Below are 21,218 nucleotides of genomic sequence, written 5' to 3' on the forward strand. Positions count from 1 at the left end.
TCAGGTGGATTTGTTAAGGGATGTTTAGGTTTTGTCCTATGGATATATTGTTGTTTTTCAGTCGATTTTCCCTTTTGAGGGCTTCTACTGTGGTGTTGTACCTTTTTGAAATGGAATACAGGGTGTCACCTCGGCGCACCACGTATATCTGTTTTCGATTTTTTTTCGATGAGCTGCGGGATGTTTTTGTTTTCGAATTGCGGAGTACCTCGTCGTCGTAGCGGTATAGTTCGTATCGCTCTATCAGGGCTATCAGTTTTTGGGGATATCTCGGATCTGTAGCGTATCCCGCTTTGCGGAGCCCTTTGGCCCAGCCCTTGTAGTCATTCTTTCTTAGGTCGAAGAGGGAGGCGTATCGGCTTCGGGAAGTCAGAAAAAGTGAATGATCCCTGTATGAGGTGTGTGGGTCGTCGTATTTGCGAAAACACTCTCCCTTTTCGTCGTCGTCGTGATATGCCGTACCACCTTTCCAGCCGGTGTGACATTTGATGCCGAAGTGGTTGTTGGTCTTCAGAGTGAGTTCACCTCTTCCCGAACCACTTTCGAGTATACCCTGAGCGAGGGTAATGCTTGCCGGGATACCAAATTCGCGCATTTCATCCTGTGCTACAGGAGCAAAGTAGCGAATGTATTCTTCAGTGGAGTTGACCACAATTGGTTTGAATTCTGAACTTTTTTCCTGTTCTTTATCCACTGTTTTTAAGGGGTCCGAACTATGTTTAACGCTTTGCTCTTTTTTTTGCTGATTTCTTTGAGCTACCTTTTTTTTAGAACCACAGGAAGAGACCGTCAGTCCCAGAATAATAAGTAAGGATATTATTTTTCGCATATTTTTTTCTGTTGTGATGTGCACCCCTTTGCCGGAAAATATTACTTTAATCAATGTCTATAAGTGGCAATCCTTTTTGTTTGAGCTTTTGGTTCATACCGTCTATACCCTGCAATCCACCTGTGTGAATGGCCAAAATGGAAGTTCCGCTTTTAAAATAGTCTTCTTCCACCAGCGCCATTACACCGTACATCATCTTTCCGGTGTATATCGGATCGAGAGGTATACCGGTCTGTTTTTTGAACTCATTGACAAAGCGAATAAGCGATTCATTTACTTTTGCATATCCACCAAAATGATAGTCTTCTACCAGTTGCCAGTTATCACTTTGGGCAAATTTACGAATATCCTTGTTTAAAAAGCTACCTTTAAGCGCGGGAAAACCTAAGACTTTCTGTTTGTCGGTGGCGCTGTTGATTATACCCGACAGTGTACCACCCGTGCCCACGGCACAACAGATGTAGTTGTAGGTCTTATCTTCTGCAGTGAGTATCTCTTCGCATCCCTTTACCGCAAACTCATTGGTTCCTCCTTCTGGAATTGTAAAAAAATGTCCGAATTCCTGCCGGAGTTTGGCGATAAAGCCTTCGTCCTGTTTTTTTCGGAAGTCCTCTCTAGAGACAAATTTGAGGCTCATACCTTGTTCTTGTGCAAACCGGAGTGTGGGGTTTTGGTCTTTGTAATCGCCGAGCTCATCACCTCTAATTATGCCGATGGTTTTAAAACCGTATTCACGACCCGCAGCGGCAGTAGCTGCAATGTGATTGGAATAGGCCCCTCCAAAGGTGAGCAGAGTGTCTGCCCCTTCGTCGCGGGCCTCGATAAGATTGTATTTTAGTTTTCTGAATTTATTACCCGAAATATGGGGGTGAAGCAAATCTTCCCGTTTTACGGTAAGCTTAATCCCCTTTTGCTGTAATAGGCCAATGTCAATGTCCTGATTCAAAACTGTACTGTTAAAAAGGGCAAAGGTAGGGGTTTAAAATCTTTATGTTTTCTGAAGCGATTTTCGGGCATCACCTTGTATAGAATCGACTCTGCGCATCATGTCTTCAAACATGCGGTGGTGTTCTTCCATACGCTTTATAAACAGGCTGTCGCCCACAAAAGGTGCAAAGAAAGCAGAATCAGACGAAAATGACTGGAAGAAATCGTCTCCAAAACCAGCCGGCATTCCCATGCCTGGTATTTGTCCGAAACTGTTCATAATACTGTCTATGGCAGCCGAAGACATATCTCGACCGTCTGAAGAAAAGGACCAAGTATAGGTGGAGTCCATTCGGATGATGTTACCGTTCTCATCCACTTCCTTGTTTACTTTCCAACTTTCCTTAGGACGTGGAATAGAATCCTGTTCTCCCTTGTTTTGTCCTGAAATGCCGCCATTAGATTTTTCCTGACCCAGGCAGCCGAATACCGCAAAAAATACAGTGAATAAAAGAGCTAAACGTTTCATTTTGTCAATGTTTTTTTGCGGAAAAGGCAGCAAAAAGAATGCCGAGCTGATGTTAAGAAGCGTTAAAAAAGTAGTGTGCAAACTGCCAGGGTTTTCTGGTTTTCAGATAGTGTGCATCCTGTTCGCAGGTGTAGGCTTCACGTTCAAAGCTGATCTGTCGGTAAGCAATGTGAAGGTCGCGGTATTTTAGCCATTTGTACAACCATTCCAAACCGTACAAAACATAGAAGGGAAGTATGAGCAACTCCAACTGTTGCTGTAGGTGTATTTTTTCGTGATTTAGCAGTACAGAGTCGTTTTTGAGTTCGGGTGATTTTAGGACAATGACCGGCCACAGAGTGAGTCCTATATATGGCTTCGGAATCAGGTGCTTTGAAATTAATATCATAAGTCGCTTCGGATAATGCTTTCAAAAAATTATCTTTGTAAAGATAACAAGAGGCAGGAAGTTGTCAAAGAGAAAATGTTTAATTCCTGATCTTTCGGGAAGTGATTTAAATGTCGGGCTAAAATTTTGAAAAGGAAAATTATCCCCATAGAAGAAGGAGACTATTACCTTTCGGAAAAAGGGTATAAGGTATTTACGGAACAATACCATCTGAAAAGGGGGTATTGTTGTGAGAGCGGATGCAGGCATTGCCCTTACGGATACGACCGTAAAACAGCTTTGAAGCGATGAGAACAAACAGCACATTCCGATACAAAATCAGAATTTTTGGTATCCATCACAGAGTGGATATCAGATATCCGTAGTGTAGTGTTGCTCCCTAACGGCGGTTTCTTTTACTGCTGTATTTACAGATTTTTTTACGATACAGGAAACAGCAGTTGCCAATATGCGGTAGATATGTACTGCTCGACAATTGCACAAAATTTTTTGACTATGACATTTCAAGAACAGTTGTTGGAAGGCATACCTGAAAAACTGCCTTCTCCCAAATCATACGATCCGACCGTAAACCACGCCCCAAAGAGAAAAGATATACTCAACGCCAAAGAAAAGAAGCTGGCACTCCGCAATGCGCTGCGCTATTTTAAGCCCGAACACCACGCGGAATTACTAACTGAATTTTCTCGTGAACTAGAAACATACGGTCGGATTTATATGTATCGCTTTAGACCGGATTACCCTATGTATGCCCGTCCTATTGAAGAATACCCGACCTCTTGTATGCAGGCGGCAGCCATTATGTTGATGATTCAGAACAATTTGGATCCGGCTGTAGCGCAGCACCCCCACGAACTCATTACCTACGGAGGCAATGGTGCGGTATTTCAGAACTGGGTGCAGTATCGCCTAGTGATGAAGTATCTCGCCGAGATGACCGACCAACAAACCCTGGTCATGTATTCCGGACATCCATTGGGGCTGTTCCCTTCTCATAAGGAAGCACCAAGAGTGGTGGTGACCAACGGTATGATGATTCCCAATTACTCCACTCCCGACGATTGGGAGCGCTTTAATGCCTTGGGGGTTACCCAATACGGACAGATGACCGCCGGAAGTTATATGTATATAGGTCCTCAGGGCATTGTTCACGGAACCACCATAACGGTGATGAATGCTTTGAGAAAGATAGGAAAACAACCGTCGGGTTCGGGAGAGAAGGGAACAGGAGCATTGTTTGTCACTTCAGGCCTCGGAGGGATGAGCGGCGCCCAACCCAAAGCAGGTAATATAGCAGGCTGTGTTACGGTTTGTGCAGAAGTAAACCCCAAGGCGGTACACACTCGTCATTCCCAGGGATGGGTAGAAGAGGTAATCGACGAGCTCGGAGAACTGGCCACACGTGTAAGGAAGGCGGTTGCCGAAAAGGAAATTATCTCCATTGCCTATCGGGGCAATGTCGTTGATGTATGGGAGTATTTCGATAGAGAGGGGATTCACATCGACCTCGGATCGGATCAGACTTCTTTGCACAATCCCTGGGCCGGGGGGTATTACCCGGCGGGAATGGATTTTGACGAAGCCAATCGCTTGATGGCTGAAGCTCCGGAAGTGTTTAAAGAAAAGGTACAGCAAAGTTTGAGAAGACATGCAGAGGCCGTTAACCGTCACACAGCAAAGGGAACCTATTTCTTCGACTACGGCAATGCCTTTCTCCTGGAAGCGTCTAGAGCCGGTGCCGATGTGTGGGCTCCCGGTGGTCGGGAGGCAGGTCCTGAAGAGCGGGAATTCCGCTATCCTTCCTATGTGCAGGATATTATGGGACCTATGTGTTTTGACTACGGTTTCGGACCTTTCCGCTGGGTGTGTACCAGTGGTAAGGAAGAAGATCTCAACCGTACCGATGCCTTGGTCTGTGAAGTACTCGAGGCACTTAAAAAAGAATCTCCTGAGGAGATCCGACAACAGATGGACGACAATATCCGCTGGATACAGGGTGCCAGAGCAAATAAATTGGTAGTGGGTTCCCAAGCGCGGATATTGTATGCCGACGCTGAAGGACGCATTGCCATAGCCAAGGCATTTAACGATGCTATAGCCAAGGGCGAAATAGGTCCGGTGGTATTGGGTAGAGATCATCACGACGTGTCGGGTACCGATTCGCCATATCGCGAGACCTCCAATATATACGACGGTTCGCGATATACCGCCGATATGGCCATACAGAATGTTATAGGCGATAGTTTTAGAGGGGCTACCTGGGTAAGCATCCACAACGGTGGAGGTGTCGGATGGGGTGAGGTGATCAATGGGGGCTTCGGCATGGTTCTTGATGGTAGCGTAGAAGCAGATCGCAGACTTCACGCCATGTTGTTTTGGGACGTAAACAATGGTATCGCTCGGAGGAGTTGGGCGAGAAACAAAGAAGCAGTATTTGCTGCACAAAGAGCTATGAATATGGAGCCTTTGTTGAAAGTTACACTTCCCAATGAAGTCGATGACGATTTGTTGAACGGGCTGTAGTTTTAACAGAGTATTTGAAGGTAAAGCGATCTGTAATTTGTATTTTTATATAGTGGATTTTTTAGATCCGGACAACGGACAATACTATAGAGTTCAATTTAAAAAAATTCCAAATGAAAGCAATACGATTATTACCATTGATGTTCCTGGCCTTTATCGCAGGATCCTGTACCTCTGTGAGGGTTGCAGCCGATTACGACAAGCGGGTCAATTTTACTCAATACAAGACCTTCGCATTTTTTAAGCCAGGAATCGACAAGGCTGAAATATCCGATCTAGACAAAAAGCGGATACTGAGAGCTATTGAGGCCGGACTAACAGCCAAAGGGCTTACCAAATCGGATAATCCGGATATGTTGGTGAGCATCTTTACCACCGAAAAAGAGAGGGTGGATGTCTACAACAATTACGGTTGGGGATGGGGTTGGAATCCGTATTGGTGGGGCATGGCCTATCCCAATGTTTCTACATCTACAGAAGGCTCTCTCTTTATAGACTTCATAGACGCCGGTAAAAACGAATTGGTTTGGCAGGGAAAGGGAACAGGTTATCTCACTTCAAGAATGGATAAGAAAGACGAACGCATCCGCGAGTTTGTAAATAGTATACTCGAGAAATACCCTCCCGGTATAGAAGTGTCACAGCGATAGTAATAAAGAAGTGTAAATAACAAGATGTAGATTTTTTACGATTGTTTGTTATCTTGTGCTTTTGTTGATGTTTTGTTGTTTTTATACGGTTTTTGTTTGTAGGTATATGTGTTTTTAAGTTAAAATATTATATTTATCAATGATAACTGAAATAATACGGTCTGATGACTTCAAAACAAAAATCAAAAGCGTACTGGAAAGAAAACGTGAGATATCTCGCTATTCTCCTTTTAATTTGGTTCCTAGTTTCCTACGGGGCGGGAATATTGTTTAAAGATACACTCAATACTGTCAGAATAGGAGGCTTTGAACTCGGATTCTGGTTTGCTCAGCAAGGGTCGATGTATGTCTTTGTCATACTCATATTTGTATATGTCCGCCTGATGAATCGCTTGGACAAAAAGTACGGTTATGATGAGTAGTTTTGCTGTGATGAGCGTACAGGCTTGGACATATATTCTTGTCGGAGTCTCCTTTGCACTTTATATCGGTATTGCGATATGGTCGAGGGCAGGATCAACCAAAGAGTTTTACGTTGCCGGAGGAGGGGTTTCCCCTCTCGCTAATGGGATGGCTACTGCGGCCGACTGGATGTCTGCTGCTTCTTTTATCTCCATGGCTGGTATTATTTCCTTTATGGGATACGATGGGGCTGTTTACCTTATGGGGTGGACAGGAGGATATGTGTTGTTGGCTCTACTTCTGGCACCCTATCTTCGCAAATTCGGAAAATTTACAGTCCCCGATTTTATCGGAGATCGCTATTACTCGAGTACAGCTCGTATAGTAGCGGTGATATGTGCACTGATCGTTTCCTTTACCTACGTAGCCGGACAGATGCGCGGTGTGGGAGTGGTGTTTTCACGCTTTCTGGAAGTGGATATCAATACCGGAGTGATTATAGGTATGGTGATCGTTCTTTTTTACGCCGTACTCGGAGGGATGAAAGGGATTACTTATACTCAGGTAGCGCAGTACTGTGTGCTGATCTTTGCCTTTATGGTGCCCGCTATTTTTATCTCCATACAGATGACGGGTAATCCAATTCCCCAACTCGGGATGGGAGGTACACTTTCCGACGGATCTGGGGTATACCTGCTCGACAAGTTAAACGGACTTTCAAGAGAACTCGGTTTTGCCGAGTATACGGAAGGGAGTAAAAGTCTAATCGATGTATTTGCCATTACGCTGGCTCTGATGGTGGGAACGGCCGGATTACCCCATGTTATTGTGAGATTTTTTACGGTACCTCGGGTTAAAGATGCCCGAAAATCGGCGGGATTGGCACTGTTGTTTATCGTGATTCTCTACACTACTGCTCCCGCTGTTTCTGTCTTTGCACGTACTAATCTGATAGAAACCGTAAGTGGTAAGCCCTACTCGGAAATGCCGGAGTGGTTTACCAATTGGGAAACCACCGGACTGTTGGATTTTACCGATAAAAACGACGACGGACTGATACAATACGTGGCAGATGAGGAGCGAAACGAATTGCAGATAGACAACGATATTATGGTGCTTGCTAACCCTGAGATTGCTAGGCTTCCCAACTGGGTTATTGCCCTTGTCGCAGCTGGAGGACTAGCCGCAGCACTTTCTACTGCAGCGGGATTACTTCTGGTGATATCTACATCTGTATCCCACGATCTAGTAAAAAAACAACTCAAACCCGATATGTCCGAGAAGAATGAACTGTGGGTGGCCAGGGGAAGCGCTGCCTTAGCGGTAATTATCGCTGCCTACTTTGGGATAAACCCTCCGGGTTTTGTCGCCGCCGTTGTTGCTCTGGCCTTCGGATTGGCCGCAGCCTCATTTTTTCCGGCGATAATACTGGGCATCTTTTACAAGCGAATGAATAGAGAAGGAGCCGTAAGTGGTATGGTAATCGGGATATTGCTGATGTTGTTTTATATGATGAAATTTAAATTCGATCTCTTCGGGGGCGGAACGGAAGCCGATTGGTGGTTTGGTATATCACCGGAAGGATTCGGCATGGTGGCGATGATAGTCAATTTTGCAGTGGCTCTTTTAGTAAGTCGATTTACCCCGGCTCCACCTGAAGAAGTGCAGGATATCGTAGAAAATATACGTGTACCGGGAGAAATACGTTAGGCTGTTAAAGCGCTTTTGGGTTGGACGAGAGACCCTTCGACAAGATCAGGATGAACATCGACCTTTCTTAAAAAAGGTTGGAGGTGTCATTCCGATCCCAAAGGGAGAAATCTCGGGCTTAGATGTATTGTAGTTGATTAGTTCGTAGTTCTTAGTCAGTCTCCTGATCTCTTTGTCTTACGGAATGCTGTTGTAAAGGTCTGCCAGATTTGGATAAGAGATAGTATCGGAAAAAACAGGCTGACCGCAATAAGATTTAGCTCTAAAAAATAGGGAAAAAGAAGATTTTAATTTTATATTTGATATATCGTAAAGAAAGGGATATATCTAAATCTTAGACGATTTTATTACACACTAACTAAAAAATCATTAAAGAACATAAAATTATGGGGGCTTACGAAATCAAGAGTCTGGAGCAATATTTTAAAGTATACAAAAAGTCGATAAGAGAACCGAGAAAATTTTGGTCTAAGATTGCTGAAGATTTTGTGTGGTATAAGAAGTGGGATCAGGTACTAGAGCACCATCTTGAGAATGCTGAAGTAAAGTGGTTTGTAAATGGAAAACTCAATATTACAAAAAATTGTATAGATCGTCACCTCGCCAAAAGAGGGGATAAAACGGCTATAATTTTTGAACCTAACGATCCGCAGGAGGAGGCACAGCATATCACTTATAACCAATTGTATGCAAGGGTTAGTAAGATGGCTAATGTATTGCGTGATCAGGGGGTGAAAAAGGGAGATCGCGTTTGTGTCTATCTGCCTATGATACCCGAATTGGCCATTACTCTACTGGCTTGTGCGCGTATCGGAGCTGTACATTCTGCAGTATTTGCAGGATTTTCTTCAACAGCACTTTCCACTCGTATACGCGATTGTGAAGCCAAAATACTCATCACTGCCGATGGAGGATTTAGGGGAAACAAGACGATAGATCTCAAAGGAATAGTAGATGAAGCTTTGGAAGATTGTCCAGACCTCGAAAAAGTACTTGTCGTAAAGCGCACCGGTGCGGATATCGATATGAAAAAAGGCCGTGACATGTGGTTACAACCTCTGCTCGATACAGCTTTGAACGAGTCGGTTGCCGAGGTAATGGATGCCGAAGATCCTTTGTTTATACTCTATACTTCAGGCTCTACCGGGAGGCCCAAAGGTATGTTGCACACTACAGCCGGATATATGATCTTTACGGCTTATACCTTTAAAAATGTATTTCAGTACGAGGAGAAAGATGTCTACTGGTGTACTGCCGATATCGGTTGGGTCACGGGACATTCGTATATATTGTACGGACCCTTGGCAAATGGAGCTACCACGGTAATGTTTGAGGGGGTACCTTCTTATCCAGATTACGGAAGGTTTTGGGAGGTTGTAGACAAACACAAGGTAACTCAATTGTACACTGCGCCTACGGCTATTAGAGCATTGGGGAAAGAAAGTACCGATTGGGTTACAAAATACGACCTTTCTTCCCTTAAAGTTCTCGGATCTGTTGGAGAACCTATCAATGAAGAAGCATGGCACTGGTACAATAGTCATGTAGGGGATAAGAAATGTCCTATAGTCGATACTTGGTGGCAAACAGAAACAGGAGGGATTATGATTTCCCCTATAGCATTCGCTACTCCTACTAAACCGACTTATGCCACTCTTCCCTTACCGGGAGTTCAGCCCGTACTCATGGATGAAAAGCGAAATGAGATAGAAAAAAATCAAGTAGTAGGGAATCTATGTATTCGGTTTCCGTGGCCGGGTATGGCTAGAACTATCTGGGGTGATCACCGAAGGTATAAGGAGACTTATTTCTCAGCTTTTCCCGGAAAATATTTTAGTGGAGATGGAGCTTTGAGAGATGAGGTAGGCTATTATCGCATTACGGGAAGGGTAGACGATGTGGTCATTGTTTCAGGGCATAATCTAGGTACAGCACCCATAGAGGATGCTATCAACGAGCATCCGGCAGTGGCAGAATCGGCTATTGTAGGTTTCCCTCACGAGGTAAAAGGGAATGCTCTTCTAGGGTATATTATATTGAAAGAGACCGGTGAAACGAGAAACAGAGAGAATCTCACGCAAGAGATCAACCAACATATTTCTGAACATATCGGACCCATTGCAAAATTGGATAAATTACAGTTTGTGAACGACTTACCCAAGACGAGAAGTGGTAAGATTATGAGGCGTATTTTGCGAAAAATAGCTTCGGGAGATACAGACAATCTCGGCGATACATCTACCTTGCTCAATCCCGATGTGATTTCAGATATCATAGAAGGGGCGAAGTAAAGCAACAATACACCTATACATTAGAACATCACCTGCGATTTGGGACAGACAAATCGCGGGTTTTCGCAATGCCTTTGTGTTTCAGTCTTGATAGTATTTTAAGGAATATAAGGGCAGTGATATAGGCGTCTCCGGCAGCGGTATGCCGATCGTTTCTGTCTACATTCAGTGTTTCAGCCAGCTCGTCGAGGGAGTGATTTTTATCTCTGTCTATTAGGTTCGACATAATTCGGGTACGATTGTAGAGTACAGCCGTATCGAGTATGTTGTTTTTTAGTTTTGGCAGCTCGAGACGTTTGAGTGCGTTGTTGATCATAGCCGTGTCAAATCGGGCGTGGTGGGCTATCAGAACAGCATTGCCTACGTATTCCAAAAAAAGGCGAATGGCTTCTTCTTCCGAGATCAGGTTTGCCCGTTTTTCCTCGCGTAACAAACCGTGAATTTTTACGGTTTCCGGATTGAAAATATCTTGTTTTACATACACCTCAAAAATATCAGATACGGAAACGCTGTTGTCTTTTACGCTTACTGCCCCTATGCTCAAGATGCGATCAGACTTGTGATTGAGCCCAGTGGTTTCGGTGTCGATGACCACAAATCGGGTGTCGGCGATATAGGGAGCGGGCTTTTCCTCGAATAACTGTTCATAAGCCTTCCAGTAATCGGGAAAATCTTCTCTCTTCTTTTTTTTAAACAGTCCGAACATAAGCCTTTTATTAGTACATCTTATCGCAGACCAAAACCATCTTGTCGTTGTTTTTGTCTGTAGTAAAGAAAATAAAATCCGTTCCTCCCTCTTTTATCTGAGACTTTTTGCGTAGCTGTTCCACACTTTCCGGAAAATTCCGCGTAGCGATATTAGCCTTTTTATCTCTCCATAAGGTTTTTAACGTTTTCTTTTCTTTATAAGAGATGATTTCCCTGATGTGAAAAGTTCTTCCCGGGAAGTTTTTGATATGGGTATCAGAGCTGTAGAGATGAGAGTGTCGGTGCAAAGCGGAGAGTCCTGTTCTTTCCGACAGCGATCGAAACCCTCCCGATTTCATGATGGCCGCATTGGGTTCGTACAAATATGTCAGTGCGGTGGTATAACTTTCAGCAAGCTTGTACTCGTCGTCGCGCTCAAAGCTGAATTGTTGCACTCCTTTAGAGCTGTAGTTGATGGCGTGAATACGACAAGATCCTTCAAAGCCTTTTTTCAGTACCCACAGCAATTCTTTAACCTCGTTGTTTACCGCCACAATATGCAGCTCTCGGGTACCCGGAAGCTCTCTCAATCCACTGCTGATATCGAGTAGCGGTGCTGTTTTTATCAAGATATTATCACTGTGATTAAACAGTTGTGGAAGTAAGGATGGGATGTCGGGAGTACAGTCGCCCAACATAAACACCTTACCCTTGCTGTCGTGTCGCCGTGAAGGATCTGCATAAATCCAGTCGTACTGCCCCTGCCTGAGCAGATAATCCACGCCATCTCCTTCTACGGATTGTATGTTTTTAGCTCCGAGTATGTCAAAATTATGAGTAGCTATGGCTGATAGTTTTCCGTTCATTTCACAGTGGGTAACGCGTTCCACGATTTTGGAAAAATAAAAACAATCGACACCCAATCCCCCTGTGAGATCTATCAGCGTTTTACCGTTTACCAATCCAGCTTTGTACTGTGCCGTTTTTTCCGAAGATGATTGTTCGACAGAGATTTTAGGCGGATAATATATTCCTTGCAGACTGTACCAGGAAGGGAGTTTGTTTTTTGCTTTTTTGCGAGATTCCAGCTGCTGTACAATCTCCTGCATAGAGACCTCTTCAAACGGACTTTTTTTAAAAGAAAGATCGAGAAAATCGGTATCGGTGTTCTCTAAGATATAGCGCTGCACGTCCGGATGAGTAATCTTTCTGTTCAATATATAGTGATTTATGCTGTCTATGCTGTTTTTAGCTTTTCCTGAAGTATCTTGATCTCATCTCTGAGCTTCGCTGCCTGCATAAAGTCGAGTTCTTTGGCAGCTTTTTCCATTTCTTTGCGTTTTTCCCGGATAGCCTTTTCCATTTTTTCCTTAGACAGATAAGTCGTTTCGGGTTCAGCTGCCATAGAAAGTGTATCAGAGGAGGTTGAGTAGTTTGTGGCTCCTACTGCTTTGCTGAGGCTGTTGTCTATCTTTTTGTTCAGTGCCTGTGGTGTGATCTTGTTCTTTTTGTTGTACGCCATCTGTTTTTCCCTGCGGTAGTTGGTCTCGTCTATGGTGCGCTGCATGCTGTCTGTAATTTTATCGGCATACATGATGGCCTTTCCATTGAGGTTTCTCGCAGCCCTACCCACAGTTTGCGTCAGTGATCGCGTACTTCGCAAAAAGCCTTCCTTATCGGCGTCGAGTATGGCTACAAGCGATACTTCGGGCAGGTCCAGTCCTTCTCTGAGCAGGTTGACCCCGATAAGGACATCAAACAAACCTTTTCTCAGGTCCTGCATAATCTCTACCCTTTCCAAGGTGTCTACATCACTGTGAATATAACGACATCGAATGCGTATACGGCTGAGGTATTTGGTGAGTTCTTCAGCCATTCTTTTGGTCAGGGTAGTCACCAATACGCGTTCGTCTTTTTCTGCTCTAATCTGAATTTCTTCTACGAGATCGTCTATCTGGTTTTTGCTAGGTCTGATTTCTATTATTGGATCCAGTAGTCCTGTCGGTCGGATCACCTGCTCTACATAGACTCCGGCACTTTGTTGAAGTTCGTAATCTGCCGGGGTGGCACTGACGTAAATAACTTGGTTTTGCAGTGCTTCAAACTCTTCAAACTTCAACGGCCGGTTGTCCATGGCTGCCGGGAGTCTGAATCCGTATTCCACCAGGTTTTCCTTGCGCGAGCGATCCCCTCCGTACATGGCGTGTACCTGGGGGATGGTCACGTGGCTCTCATCTATAACCATGAGGTAATCGTCTGGAAAATAATCCAAGAGGCAGAAAGGACGCGTGCCCGCCTCGCGACCGTCCAAGTATCTCGAATAGTTTTCTATACCCGAACAATAGCCGAGTTCCCGTATCATTTCCAAATCAAAATTGGTGCGTTCTTCCAGTCTTTTAGCTTCGAGAGCTTTTCCGCTTTCTCTGAAAAAGTCCACTTGTTTTACCAAGTCGTCCTGTATTTGCTTTATGGCATTCTGTAGTACATCGGGAGAGGTGACAAATATATTGGCCGGATAAATATTGAGCTTTTCATGTTTTTCCAGCACTTGATTTGTAGTGGGGTCAAAAGCTTCTATCTCTTCTATTTCATCACCGAAAAAGTGAACGCGATAAGCATTGTCCGCATATCCCGGAAAAACATCGACGGTATCACCTTTGATTCTGAAATTTCCGTGGAGGAAGTCGCCGGTAGTTCTGGAGTATAAACTTTGCACCAATCGGTGTAAGAATTTGGTGCGAGAGATCACCTGATCCCGTTCGATAGCAATGACATTCTTTTTGAATTCTATAGGGTTTCCAATACCGTAAAGACAGGATACAGAAGCTACGACCAATACATCCCTTCGTCCCGAAAGCAGGGAAGAGGTGGTGCTGAGTCTCAGTTTTTCAATCTCGTCGTTTATGGAGAGGTCCTTTTCGATATAGGTTCCAGTTACAGGAATATAGGCCTCAGGCTGGTAATAGTCGTAATACGAAACGAAGTATTCCACCGCATTGTCGGGAAAAAACTGTTTGAATTCGGAATACAACTGTGCTGCAAGGGTTTTGTTATGTGCCAATACAAGAGTGGGGCGCTGTACTTCCTGGATTACATTGGCTACGGTAAAAGTCTTTCCCGAACCGGTAACACCCAGCAGGGTTTGATACCGTTCATTCTCCACTATGCCCGATGCCAGTTGTTTTATGGCTTCAGGTTGATCGCCTGTAGGTTTGAAATCTGATTTTACCTGGAATTTCATGAGAGTAAGCCTGGGTTACATTGTTTATCTCCGACATTCAAAATCCGGAGTCCGCAATTTCGGCACAAAGATACAAACAAAATAGCGTAATGAACGGTCGGTGTTCCATTTGAAAGGTCAAACTCAGTGCTCATCTTTTATACTGCTGATTGAGCCTTCGAAACCTATCAGGCTTCTCTCGGAGCTGTTCACTACCATATTGGTCTTTTTATTGGAAAATACTTCGAGTGTGATATTGTACAATTCGCTCCTTTGTCGCGCGTCGAAGCTGATGCGGTACATTTTTTTGGCATCTATGAATTCGATGTCCATTTCAGAGATTTTTTGGTCAAATTTAATACCCTCTCCATCCGGGTCATAACCCCCTCCTGTTTTTCGCTCTCCAAAATAGGGAAGTCGGGCACTTACAGAGTCTCCTCTAATTTCGAGATAGTTGGGGTTGCCAATCAGGCTTACGCGTTGTATACTGTTTTGGGGTCCCAGGATGTCTCCCATCTTCATCATAGCCATGGTAACCATAGGGTTAGCCCACTCGCTTTCTACTCTGAATTCTTTACTGCGAATAAGGCTGTCAAGGGCGGCCATATCCTGAGGTGAGACATTTTTGACTCCGCCGCAACTGCTGAGGCAGAAGACGCTGAGCACTACTAATAAACCGAAAAAGTAGAAAAGATGTTTCATGGGTACCGAAATTATAGCTATACAAGTTAAGGAATTTTTTTGAGTAGGTTCAGGTGTGTTGGCATTGAATTTCTACCGGATATATTTCCCTGTTTCTGTCAGTGTAACAACGAGGGGGTTTTGTTGTTAAAGCGGTATCCCAGTCCCAACATCAGGTAATTGGGTTTGTGAAAGTCTTTCAGGTTATAACCGATATGCAGGAATGAATTTCTGGTAGTTGTAATCTTGAGTGCAAAGGTTTGGTAAGTACCTCTAAAATCTCCTCCCTTGTGTAGCAGATTGCTCCCCAATCCGATGCCCATAGTAAAGAAAGGCATGATGTATTCGGCTCTTGCCGATATACCCATGGCGAGCTGTTGATCTGAAGGAGGCTTAAAAAACTTTTGTCTCGCCGAAGCTGAGAAATAATTTGGGGCGTATACATTTGCACTACCGTCGTATACCGCATCTAGGGAAATACCTGTACGGAACCGTCGACTCAGGTTGTACATGGGCGCAAAATACATACCCAGTACGGGGTATCGATGTGGAGAGGGGACGAGCTGTCCTGCTGTCTCTACTCCCTTTCTCCGCCAGGAGCCAAACAATACCAGGTCGTAGCTGATGTGCTTGGGGTATTCCAAAGTCAGTGGGAGTTGTTTAGGTAAGACATCCACAGTAGCGTTTCGTTTCTGAAAGTCGTGTAAAAGACCTATTTTCAATCCCGTCATATTGAGTCCCGCATTCGGGAAACTGGTGTTTCCGTTAGAAAAGTGGGTGAAATCTATGCCTGTTGCAAGATTGGTATACCGACCTAATTTCCACCGCAGATAGACTCCGGCATTCAGATAGGCATTGGTCGACGATCCGATTGCTATATTGTAGGGGTTATGCTTAAAACTATGAGGTTTCCATCCCGTTGATATTCCAAAATTCCACTCGTAATCCAGTGCAATACCTTTTCCAATTTTGGCGATTTCCGAACGTTGAAAGAGGTATATACTCCAGGGCTTTCCCAATTCTTTCGGGTTGTCAAAACCATAGTGCGATATTCCTATGCCTTGGTAGGTATTCGGATAAATTCGATTTCCCCAAGAGTGGTCTGAAAATCTGAAAGCGTATTTTAGGTGACCAGACCAGGCGGTTTGAATGGGTTTTTGTTTGAGGTTTTCCCCTCTGTAAAACGAGGCTGTTGGCAATATGTAGGCCGGCCGGAACTCTACAGCTATATGGTGTACAAAACGCCCACTAGCCTTTGAGTTTTGAGAAATAGGCGCATTGATGGCATCTTGAGACAAGGCTTTGAAAGGGACAATTGCACAAAGGCATAAAAACAATAAAAGTCTGATAGAGAATTTCACTGCACACTACTGCCTTATGTTGCGATTAGGTCTCCGCAAAGTGGAACATTTTTTTGGTATCCGCACAATCCAAATAGAACGTACGGATCACAAGTTAAGCATTTTTAGTAAATATTTCTATTTTTAAAAAATTCCTGTCAGCGCTTTGTTGTCAATGCCAATTTTACGGTAGTCAAAATCCATTTTTTCTTGTAGCAGGGTGGCGTACACGCTTCGGAAATCTGTTTTGTATTTCAGATCGCCTTTTTCCAGGTCGGCCAGATCGGGGTTGTCGCCTATTATCTTACCTCTGTTACTACCACCAATGATAAACATAGGTGCGGCGGTGCCGTGATCCGTCCCTTTTCCGTTGTCGTGAACTCTTCTTCCAAATTCAGAGAAGATCACTATGGTGATGTTTTGTAGTAATCCCGAATGTTTAAGGTCTTTGTAAAAGCCGTACACGGCATCGTTTACTACCTTGAGTTGTCGAGAGTGTATTCCCAATTGATTGTTATGGGTGTCAAAGCCTCCCAAAGAGGTGTAGTAAACTTTGGTATTGAGATGACCCTTTATCAAACGCGCTATCCATTTCAGGTTTCTTCCGAGTTCCGTTTTGGGATATTCACCTGGGGTTATCTGCTTTTTTAGGGCTTGTTGTATCTCTTCCGAACCTTCTATGACAGAATTTGCTATTTTTCGGGCAAAGTCCAATTGAGGGGTATCGGAGAGTCGCGCTTGTTGTTCTTCACCGCCTTTGTATTTAAATTGATTCGGATTTTTTACGGTGATGAAATTGGGCTCCGCAGCCAAGAGTGCGAGATTGTCGGTTTGGTCCAAATTAATTCCCGCTGTGGGATCGTGATCCTTGCACTGCAAGTCGAGATATCTACCCAACCATCCCTCGCTGAGGTATTTGTCGGCCGACGAAGCGGTTTGCCAAATTTCCCTGCTCCTGAAATGAGATCGGTTGGGATGGGGGTATCCTACGTTCTGTATCACGGTGAGATCTCCTTGCTGCTGTATTTCGGCAAATCCTTTCAAAGACGGATGAAAGGCCATACCTCGGTATTTGCCGATTACCTCGCCTTTAGAAAGTCCAATAGTCGGTCTCGCTTCGTGGTATAGAGGGTCGTCTATAGGAATATAAGTATTTAGTCCGTCATTGCCTCCGTTCAGTTGAATAAAGACTACAGATTGTTCTCCGGTAATCAGCTGTGATTGCTTACCGTAAGAAAAAAGAAAATCGGGAAGGAGGAGAGCTCCTCCGGTCAGCGTTCCGGTTACCGATAAAAAATTACGTCTGTTCATTTTTTAAGTCTTTTAAATAATGATAGATGAACTACCGGCTCAGATCAACTGATATTCCGGGGTTTGAACTATATAGCGGAAAAGTCGAAGTACGGCTTTATCGGCATTGTCTTTCTGCGGATCAAAATCGTAGGGGAGTATGCTTTCCATATCATTTTCTAAAGTATCGTCTACGCGAAACAATGTGCGGCTGGCAATATCTTCTATAATTTGTCTGCTGTTGCTTTTAGGGTTCCAGTTTAGCGCTATTTCAATCTGCTGTATTCCGTTTTGTTTGGGTGCACTCGGATTGTTGAGGTAATATTTACCCATACTCAGCGTATTGGCCATCTTGTTTCTCTGTATAAAGAGTTGTGAGGTGAGCCATGAATTGCCCCCTTCCCATCCCTTTACATTGGGCTGGTTGAAAAGATCCATACCCTGTCTGGAGAGAAATGTGGCTATGGTGGTGTTGTCTACCTCCTCGGCATGGAGCTCGTCTACGAGTTGCAACATATACACCAAAGGATCTTTTATCTTTCTTCCCGCATTGGGTTTGTCGTATTCTTCGGTAACTATTTTGGTAAAGAAAGGAGCTAATTCAAAATCCACACTTTTCAGGTAATCGCCGTAGTATTTTATCAAGCTCTTTTCGGGGTCGTCATACACAAACCACTTCAGTATTTTTTCGGTGATAAAATAAGGAGTGTTTTGCTGTTCAAAGATAATATCTATCAAGTCGTCCAGTCGGAATACCCCGGTTTTACCGAGGTAGTTAATAGGCTGGTGGTATGCTATTTTTTTTCGGTAAACTCCCATTCCATTATTTCCAAACCCCAATCCTGCAAGAGCCTTGGCTCCGTTTTTTATATCTTCCTCGCTGTAATGACCAATACCGAGCGTAAAGAGCTCCAACAGTTCCCTGCTGAGGTTCTCATTAAATTTCCCGTTTTTGTTGTTCTGGTTGTCCAGGTATTTTATCATGGCATTAGAACGCACAATCTGCTTGGTCAGTTCGCGGTAATTGCCAAAGGCGTTTTCTCTCAGAATGCGGTAATGCTCATATATCCAATAATTCTCCTGTACCTTTTTCCAGGAAGCCACAAAGTGATTGTGCCAAAAGCATGTCATTTTTTCCAGTAGAGGATGTTCGCTGTTCCGCATTCGGTTTACCCACCAGGATTTCATTTTGCGGAATGTCCTTCGGTTCTCTCTTCGGTACATTTGTCGCTCTTCCCTAGAGATCTCTCGGTACATCTTGTTGCGTTCCCTGCGCTCTGAAAGAGTCTTAGGTTCGTCGGAGAGAAAGTCGGGAAAGTCAACTTCAAAAGGAGCGCTATAAGTGTCTTGAAGAAAGCCTTCGATGCTCTTTTCTTTAATTTTTGCAGCCTGCTTGGTGCTAAACCCCAACCTCAATGCCCATAGGTGTTCTAATTGCATCATTTATAGAAGAATATGTTATTATAAATGTAAGCAAAAAATACTTTCGAAGCTACGGTAGATGCAATTTTTATTAGCTAGGCCTGTTATATTTTTTTCATACAACAGGCCTTAATGTTGTGTCCCTTATAATTTCAGACTATTGTTACTTCTATCGGTATCAGGGAGTTGGTGTTGGGGGTCGATTACCACTTTTTTTATTTTTGAAACAGACGAAATGTCGATATTGACCTCTGCGCCTGTTTGCCATATTTCTACAGGAATGGTAAAAGAGTGTACTTTACCGTTGGATTCAGTGATTTTAAGCGGAACAGGCATAGCCATCTGATCTTTGTTCTCTAAGGTGAGTACAGCTCCCTTTTTGACGTCATTATCTTTGTACGACACCTCAGTCACGGCCTGATCCAGTTGCCAGTTGTTCGCATACCATCCGTTCCAGAACCACGTCAGATCTTCTCCGCTACCGTTGTTCATTGCGCGGAAGAAATCTTCCGGTTGTGGGTGTTTGTATGCCCAGTTTTTGATGTAGTATCTAAACGCGTAATCAAATTTGTCCTGTCCTAAGATAACTTCACGCAACAATACCAGTCCGAAGGCCGATGAAGGTAGGCCATAGGGTGTACCAGTTCGCGCTTTTGTGCATCTGCCGGCGTGAGTAGGGTAGGGCCTCCTTTGGCGGCTTCGATTACGGGAATAATCTCATCTGCCGGATTGCCTTTTCCAGGGGCGTATTCTCCGTCCCGTTTCGGTGCAAATTCTCCGCCGTTAAAATCGTCGTGAGCGTAAATATCCATAAAGGTGTTAAAACCTTCATCCATAAAGGGATAACGCCTTTCATCCGATCCTACTATCATTGGGAACCAGCTGTGTCCGATTTCGTGAGCGGCCAATAGAAACATCAAGTAGGGTTCTGCTTTATAGGTGTTAAATGCGAGACCTGGAAATTCCATCCCACCTACCGAACCACCTATGCCGGTAGCTGTGGCATAAGGGTATTCATACCATTTGTTTGAAAAATTTTCAACGGCTCCCTTCAACATTTCGGTAGAGCGAGCCCAGGCTCTTCCTTGTTCGGTACCTTCAACGGGATATGCAGATTGTGCTAGGGCAGTATTTCCACTGGGAAGCTCTATTTTGGCCGCGTCCCATATAAATGCTTTCGACATTCCCCAAGCAACATCCCTGGTGTTGTCCATCTTAAAGTGCCAGGTTACCATACCGTTTTTGGCAGTAGTTACCGGCTGTTTTAATTCAGATGCTTTGCGAATCATTACGGTTTTAGCCGAATTTTCTGCCTGTTCGAGGCGTTTTAGGGTTTTGGCCGAAAGAATATCGTTTTTATTGACCAATGTACCCGATCCAACCACTAGCTCTCCGGCCGGAACCGTAATACTGTAATCGATATTGCCGTAATCGAGATACATTTCACCACCACCTATAAAAGGCAGCGTATTCCACCCGCGGTAGTCGTCGTACACACACATACGCGGATACCAATAGGAGAACTCGTACACTCTTCCGTTTTTGGTGTCCATATAGCCTGAACGTCCGCCGCCGCCTTTGGATTGTAGTATATAGCTGTAGTTTATTTTCAATTGAGCTTTTTGTCCCGACGCTATAATTTCGTCCCCTAGACGTATCTGCATACGAGTTCCGTCGATTACATAGTTAGCGGGTTGCCACGAAGCGTTTTTCAGGATTAGGACTTCTGAAATGGTGTATCCTTTAGTGGTATCTGTGGCAATGCCCGGTTGACGAAGTTGTTTGACCCTGGAGTTGCTGTTTAGAATATTCTGATCTAGTTGAAGCCACAGCTGTTGTAGTTCGTCGGGGCTGTTGTTGGTGTAATCGATCTGTACGCTGCCGTCGAGTTTTAATGTTTCAGTGTCGAATGTAGCCTGTACCTTATAATCTGCCCGATTTTGCCAGTAAGCGTTTCCCGGTTTGCCACTTGCACTGCGAATAGCATCGCCTTTGTGGTTGTAAAAATTGTCTGAAAAAAGTTTAGAAGGCTTGTATTGTGCATTAGTTGAAAAATACGAGCAGCACAATACCGCCAAGCATACATATTGAAGTAGTTTCATGGTATTTGGTATTGGATTTGTAGGCCCGAATTTATAGTTTTTTTAAATTTTTTTCCTGTTTTTTTACAATAAATCGAAAAAGAAAGACCTGAATACTTTTTGTAGCTCAATTCTTTTGACAGGTATTGATCTCCATGAGGAACAAATTCAAATTTCCCAGAATGTATTTGCAAAAAACGGTTGTCACATATTGATTTTTACTAACTTGTGGGGGAGTTTTTGTGAAA

The 21,218-nt window shown here is 44.0% G+C and carries 19 protein-coding genes; 6 read left to right on the forward strand and 13 right to left on the reverse strand.

Annotation, left to right across the window (positions count from 1 at the left end; translation table 11 throughout):
* Nucleotides 1–13: 13 nt before the first annotated feature.
* From ACYZZR_RS03690 to ACYZZR_RS03705, 4 genes are read right to left on the reverse strand one after another with little or no spacing between them, the layout of a single operon-like run.
* The gene (locus tag ACYZZR_RS03690; protein WP_461532648.1) at nt 14–829 is read right to left on the reverse strand and encodes a glucosaminidase domain-containing protein; all 816 of its coding nucleotides are present in this window, start codon (nt 827–829) and stop codon (nt 14–16) included.
* Between the two features lie 46 nt (nt 830–875).
* Nucleotides 876–1,775 carry a 1-aminocyclopropane-1-carboxylate deaminase/D-cysteine desulfhydrase gene (locus ACYZZR_RS03695; RefSeq protein ID WP_461532649.1) on the reverse strand — a complete coding sequence of 300 codons (900 nt, stop codon included), beginning with the start codon at nt 1,773–1,775 and terminating at the stop codon, nt 876–878.
* Between the two features lie 42 nt (nt 1,776–1,817).
* Nucleotides 1,818–2,285 carry a hypothetical protein gene (locus ACYZZR_RS03700; protein ID WP_461532650.1) on the reverse strand — a complete coding sequence of 156 codons (468 nt, stop codon included), beginning with the start codon at nt 2,283–2,285 and terminating at the stop codon, nt 1,818–1,820.
* A gap of 52 nt (nt 2,286–2,337) precedes the next feature.
* Complete coding sequence (locus ACYZZR_RS03705) at nt 2,338–2,673, reverse strand: hypothetical protein (protein WP_461532651.1); 336 nt, start codon at nt 2,671–2,673, stop codon at nt 2,338–2,340.
* A 126-nt stretch (nt 2,674–2,799) separates the two neighbouring features.
* On the opposite strand from ACYZZR_RS03705, the gene ACYZZR_RS03710 reads away from it, so the two are divergent.
* The 6 genes from ACYZZR_RS03710 to acs all read left to right on the forward strand — a co-directional run bounded on the left by ACYZZR_RS03710 (nt 2,800) and on the right by acs (nt 10,249).
* Nucleotides 2,800–2,964 (forward strand): DUF5522 domain-containing protein, encoded by a 165-nt coding sequence (locus ACYZZR_RS03710; RefSeq protein ID WP_161554456.1) that lies wholly within the window; start codon nt 2,800–2,802, stop codon nt 2,962–2,964.
* Between the two features lie 204 nt (nt 2,965–3,168).
* Nucleotides 3,169–5,196 (forward strand): urocanate hydratase, encoded by a 2,028-nt coding sequence (locus ACYZZR_RS03715; protein WP_461532652.1) that lies wholly within the window; start codon nt 3,169–3,171, stop codon nt 5,194–5,196.
* A gap of 113 nt (nt 5,197–5,309) precedes the next feature.
* Nucleotides 5,310–5,846 carry a DUF4136 domain-containing protein gene (locus tag ACYZZR_RS03720; protein WP_461532653.1) on the forward strand — a complete coding sequence of 179 codons (537 nt, stop codon included), beginning with the start codon at nt 5,310–5,312 and terminating at the stop codon, nt 5,844–5,846.
* A 164-nt stretch (nt 5,847–6,010) separates the two neighbouring features.
* On the forward strand, nt 6,011–6,268 hold the full coding sequence (locus tag ACYZZR_RS03725; RefSeq protein ID WP_461532654.1) for a DUF4212 domain-containing protein: 258 nt from the start codon (nt 6,011–6,013) through the stop codon (nt 6,266–6,268).
* A 10-nt stretch (nt 6,269–6,278) separates the two neighbouring features.
* Nucleotides 6,279–7,958: a sodium:solute symporter family protein gene (locus tag ACYZZR_RS03730; RefSeq protein ID WP_461532775.1), complete on the forward strand. Its 1,680-nt coding sequence runs from the start codon at nt 6,279–6,281 to the stop codon at nt 7,956–7,958.
* 386 nt (nt 7,959–8,344) lie between these two features.
* A complete protein-coding gene (gene acs / locus ACYZZR_RS03735) occupies nt 8,345–10,249 on the forward strand; it encodes an acetate--CoA ligase (RefSeq protein ID WP_461532655.1) in 1,905 nt (634 codons plus the stop codon).
* Between the two features lie 28 nt (nt 10,250–10,277).
* On the opposite strand, the gene ACYZZR_RS03740 is transcribed toward acs, so the two are convergent.
* From ACYZZR_RS03740 to ACYZZR_RS03780, 9 genes are all read right to left on the reverse strand, one after another.
* Nucleotides 10,278–10,955 (reverse strand): 3'-5' exonuclease, encoded by a 678-nt coding sequence (locus ACYZZR_RS03740; protein ID WP_461532656.1) that lies wholly within the window; start codon nt 10,953–10,955, stop codon nt 10,278–10,280.
* Between the two features lie 10 nt (nt 10,956–10,965).
* The gene (locus ACYZZR_RS03745; protein ID WP_461532657.1) at nt 10,966–12,153 is read right to left on the reverse strand and encodes a THUMP-like domain-containing protein; all 1,188 of its coding nucleotides are present in this window, start codon (nt 12,151–12,153) and stop codon (nt 10,966–10,968) included.
* Nucleotides 12,154–12,173: 20 nt separating this feature from the next.
* The gene (gene uvrB / locus ACYZZR_RS03750) at nt 12,174–14,177 is read right to left on the reverse strand and encodes an excinuclease ABC subunit UvrB (RefSeq protein WP_461532658.1); all 2,004 of its coding nucleotides are present in this window, start codon (nt 14,175–14,177) and stop codon (nt 12,174–12,176) included.
* 123 nt (nt 14,178–14,300) lie between these two features.
* A complete protein-coding gene (locus ACYZZR_RS03755; RefSeq protein WP_461532659.1) occupies nt 14,301–14,858 on the reverse strand; it encodes a DUF4251 domain-containing protein in 558 nt (185 codons plus the stop codon).
* Between the two features lie 98 nt (nt 14,859–14,956).
* The gene (locus tag ACYZZR_RS03760) at nt 14,957–16,135 is read right to left on the reverse strand and encodes an acyloxyacyl hydrolase (RefSeq protein ID WP_461532660.1); all 1,179 of its coding nucleotides are present in this window, start codon (nt 16,133–16,135) and stop codon (nt 14,957–14,959) included.
* Between the two features lie 186 nt (nt 16,136–16,321).
* Nucleotides 16,322–17,488 carry a DUF1501 domain-containing protein gene (locus ACYZZR_RS03765; protein ID WP_461532661.1) on the reverse strand — a complete coding sequence of 389 codons (1,167 nt, stop codon included), beginning with the start codon at nt 17,486–17,488 and terminating at the stop codon, nt 16,322–16,324.
* Nucleotides 17,489–17,527: 39 nt separating this feature from the next.
* On the reverse strand, nt 17,528–18,910 hold the full coding sequence (locus ACYZZR_RS03770) for a DUF1800 domain-containing protein (protein WP_461532662.1): 1,383 nt from the start codon (nt 18,908–18,910) through the stop codon (nt 17,528–17,530).
* 123 nt (nt 18,911–19,033) lie between these two features.
* Complete coding sequence (locus tag ACYZZR_RS03775; RefSeq protein WP_461532663.1) at nt 19,034–19,486, reverse strand: hypothetical protein; 453 nt, start codon at nt 19,484–19,486, stop codon at nt 19,034–19,036.
* The gene (locus ACYZZR_RS03780) at nt 19,468–20,991 is read right to left on the reverse strand and encodes a gluzincin family metallopeptidase (RefSeq protein WP_461532664.1); all 1,524 of its coding nucleotides are present in this window, start codon (nt 20,989–20,991) and stop codon (nt 19,468–19,470) included. The genes ACYZZR_RS03775 and ACYZZR_RS03780 overlap by 19 nt, the downstream gene beginning before the upstream one ends.
* Nucleotides 20,992–21,218: the final 227 nt, after the last annotated feature.

The organism is Sinomicrobium sp., assembly GCA_029266035.1.
Lineage (GTDB): Bacteria > Bacteroidota > Bacteroidia > Flavobacteriales > Flavobacteriaceae > Sinomicrobium.

Excerpts from the sequence above, each read along its gene's own strand:
- ACYZZR_RS03720 (WP_461532653.1), top strand. The coding sequence starts at position 5,310 with ATGAAAGCAATACGATTATTACCATTGATGTTCCTGGCCTTTATCGCA.
- ACYZZR_RS03700 (WP_461532650.1), bottom strand. The coding sequence starts at position 2,285 with ATGAAACGTTTAGCTCTTTTATTCACTGTATTTTTTGCGGTATTCGGC.
- uvrB (WP_461532658.1), bottom strand. The coding sequence starts at position 14,177 with ATGAAATTCCAGGTAAAATCAGATTTCAAACCTACAGGCGATCAACCT.
- ACYZZR_RS03770 (WP_461532662.1), bottom strand. The coding sequence starts at position 18,910 with ATGATGCAATTAGAACACCTATGGGCATTGAGGTTGGGGTTTAGCACC.
- ACYZZR_RS03725 (WP_461532654.1), top strand. The coding sequence starts at position 6,011 with ATGACTTCAAAACAAAAATCAAAAGCGTACTGGAAAGAAAACGTGAGA.
- ACYZZR_RS03755 (WP_461532659.1), bottom strand. The coding sequence starts at position 14,858 with ATGAAACATCTTTTCTACTTTTTCGGTTTATTAGTAGTGCTCAGCGTC.
- ACYZZR_RS03715 (WP_461532652.1), top strand. The coding sequence starts at position 3,169 with ATGACATTTCAAGAACAGTTGTTGGAAGGCATACCTGAAAAACTGCCT.
- ACYZZR_RS03780 (WP_461532664.1), bottom strand. The coding sequence starts at position 20,991 with ATGAAACTACTTCAATATGTATGCTTGGCGGTATTGTGCTGCTCGTAT.
- ACYZZR_RS03765 (WP_461532661.1), bottom strand. The coding sequence starts at position 17,488 with ATGAACAGACGTAATTTTTTATCGGTAACCGGAACGCTGACCGGAGGA.
- ACYZZR_RS03690 (WP_461532648.1), bottom strand. The coding sequence starts at position 829 with ATGCGAAAAATAATATCCTTACTTATTATTCTGGGACTGACGGTCTCT.
- ACYZZR_RS03705 (WP_461532651.1), bottom strand. The coding sequence starts at position 2,673 with ATGATATTAATTTCAAAGCACCTGATTCCGAAGCCATATATAGGACTC.
- acs (WP_461532655.1), top strand. The coding sequence starts at position 8,345 with ATGGGGGCTTACGAAATCAAGAGTCTGGAGCAATATTTTAAAGTATAC.
- ACYZZR_RS03740 (WP_461532656.1), bottom strand. The coding sequence starts at position 10,955 with ATGTTCGGACTGTTTAAAAAAAAGAAGAGAGAAGATTTTCCCGATTAC.
- ACYZZR_RS03730 (WP_461532775.1), top strand. The coding sequence starts at position 6,279 with ATGAGCGTACAGGCTTGGACATATATTCTTGTCGGAGTCTCCTTTGCA.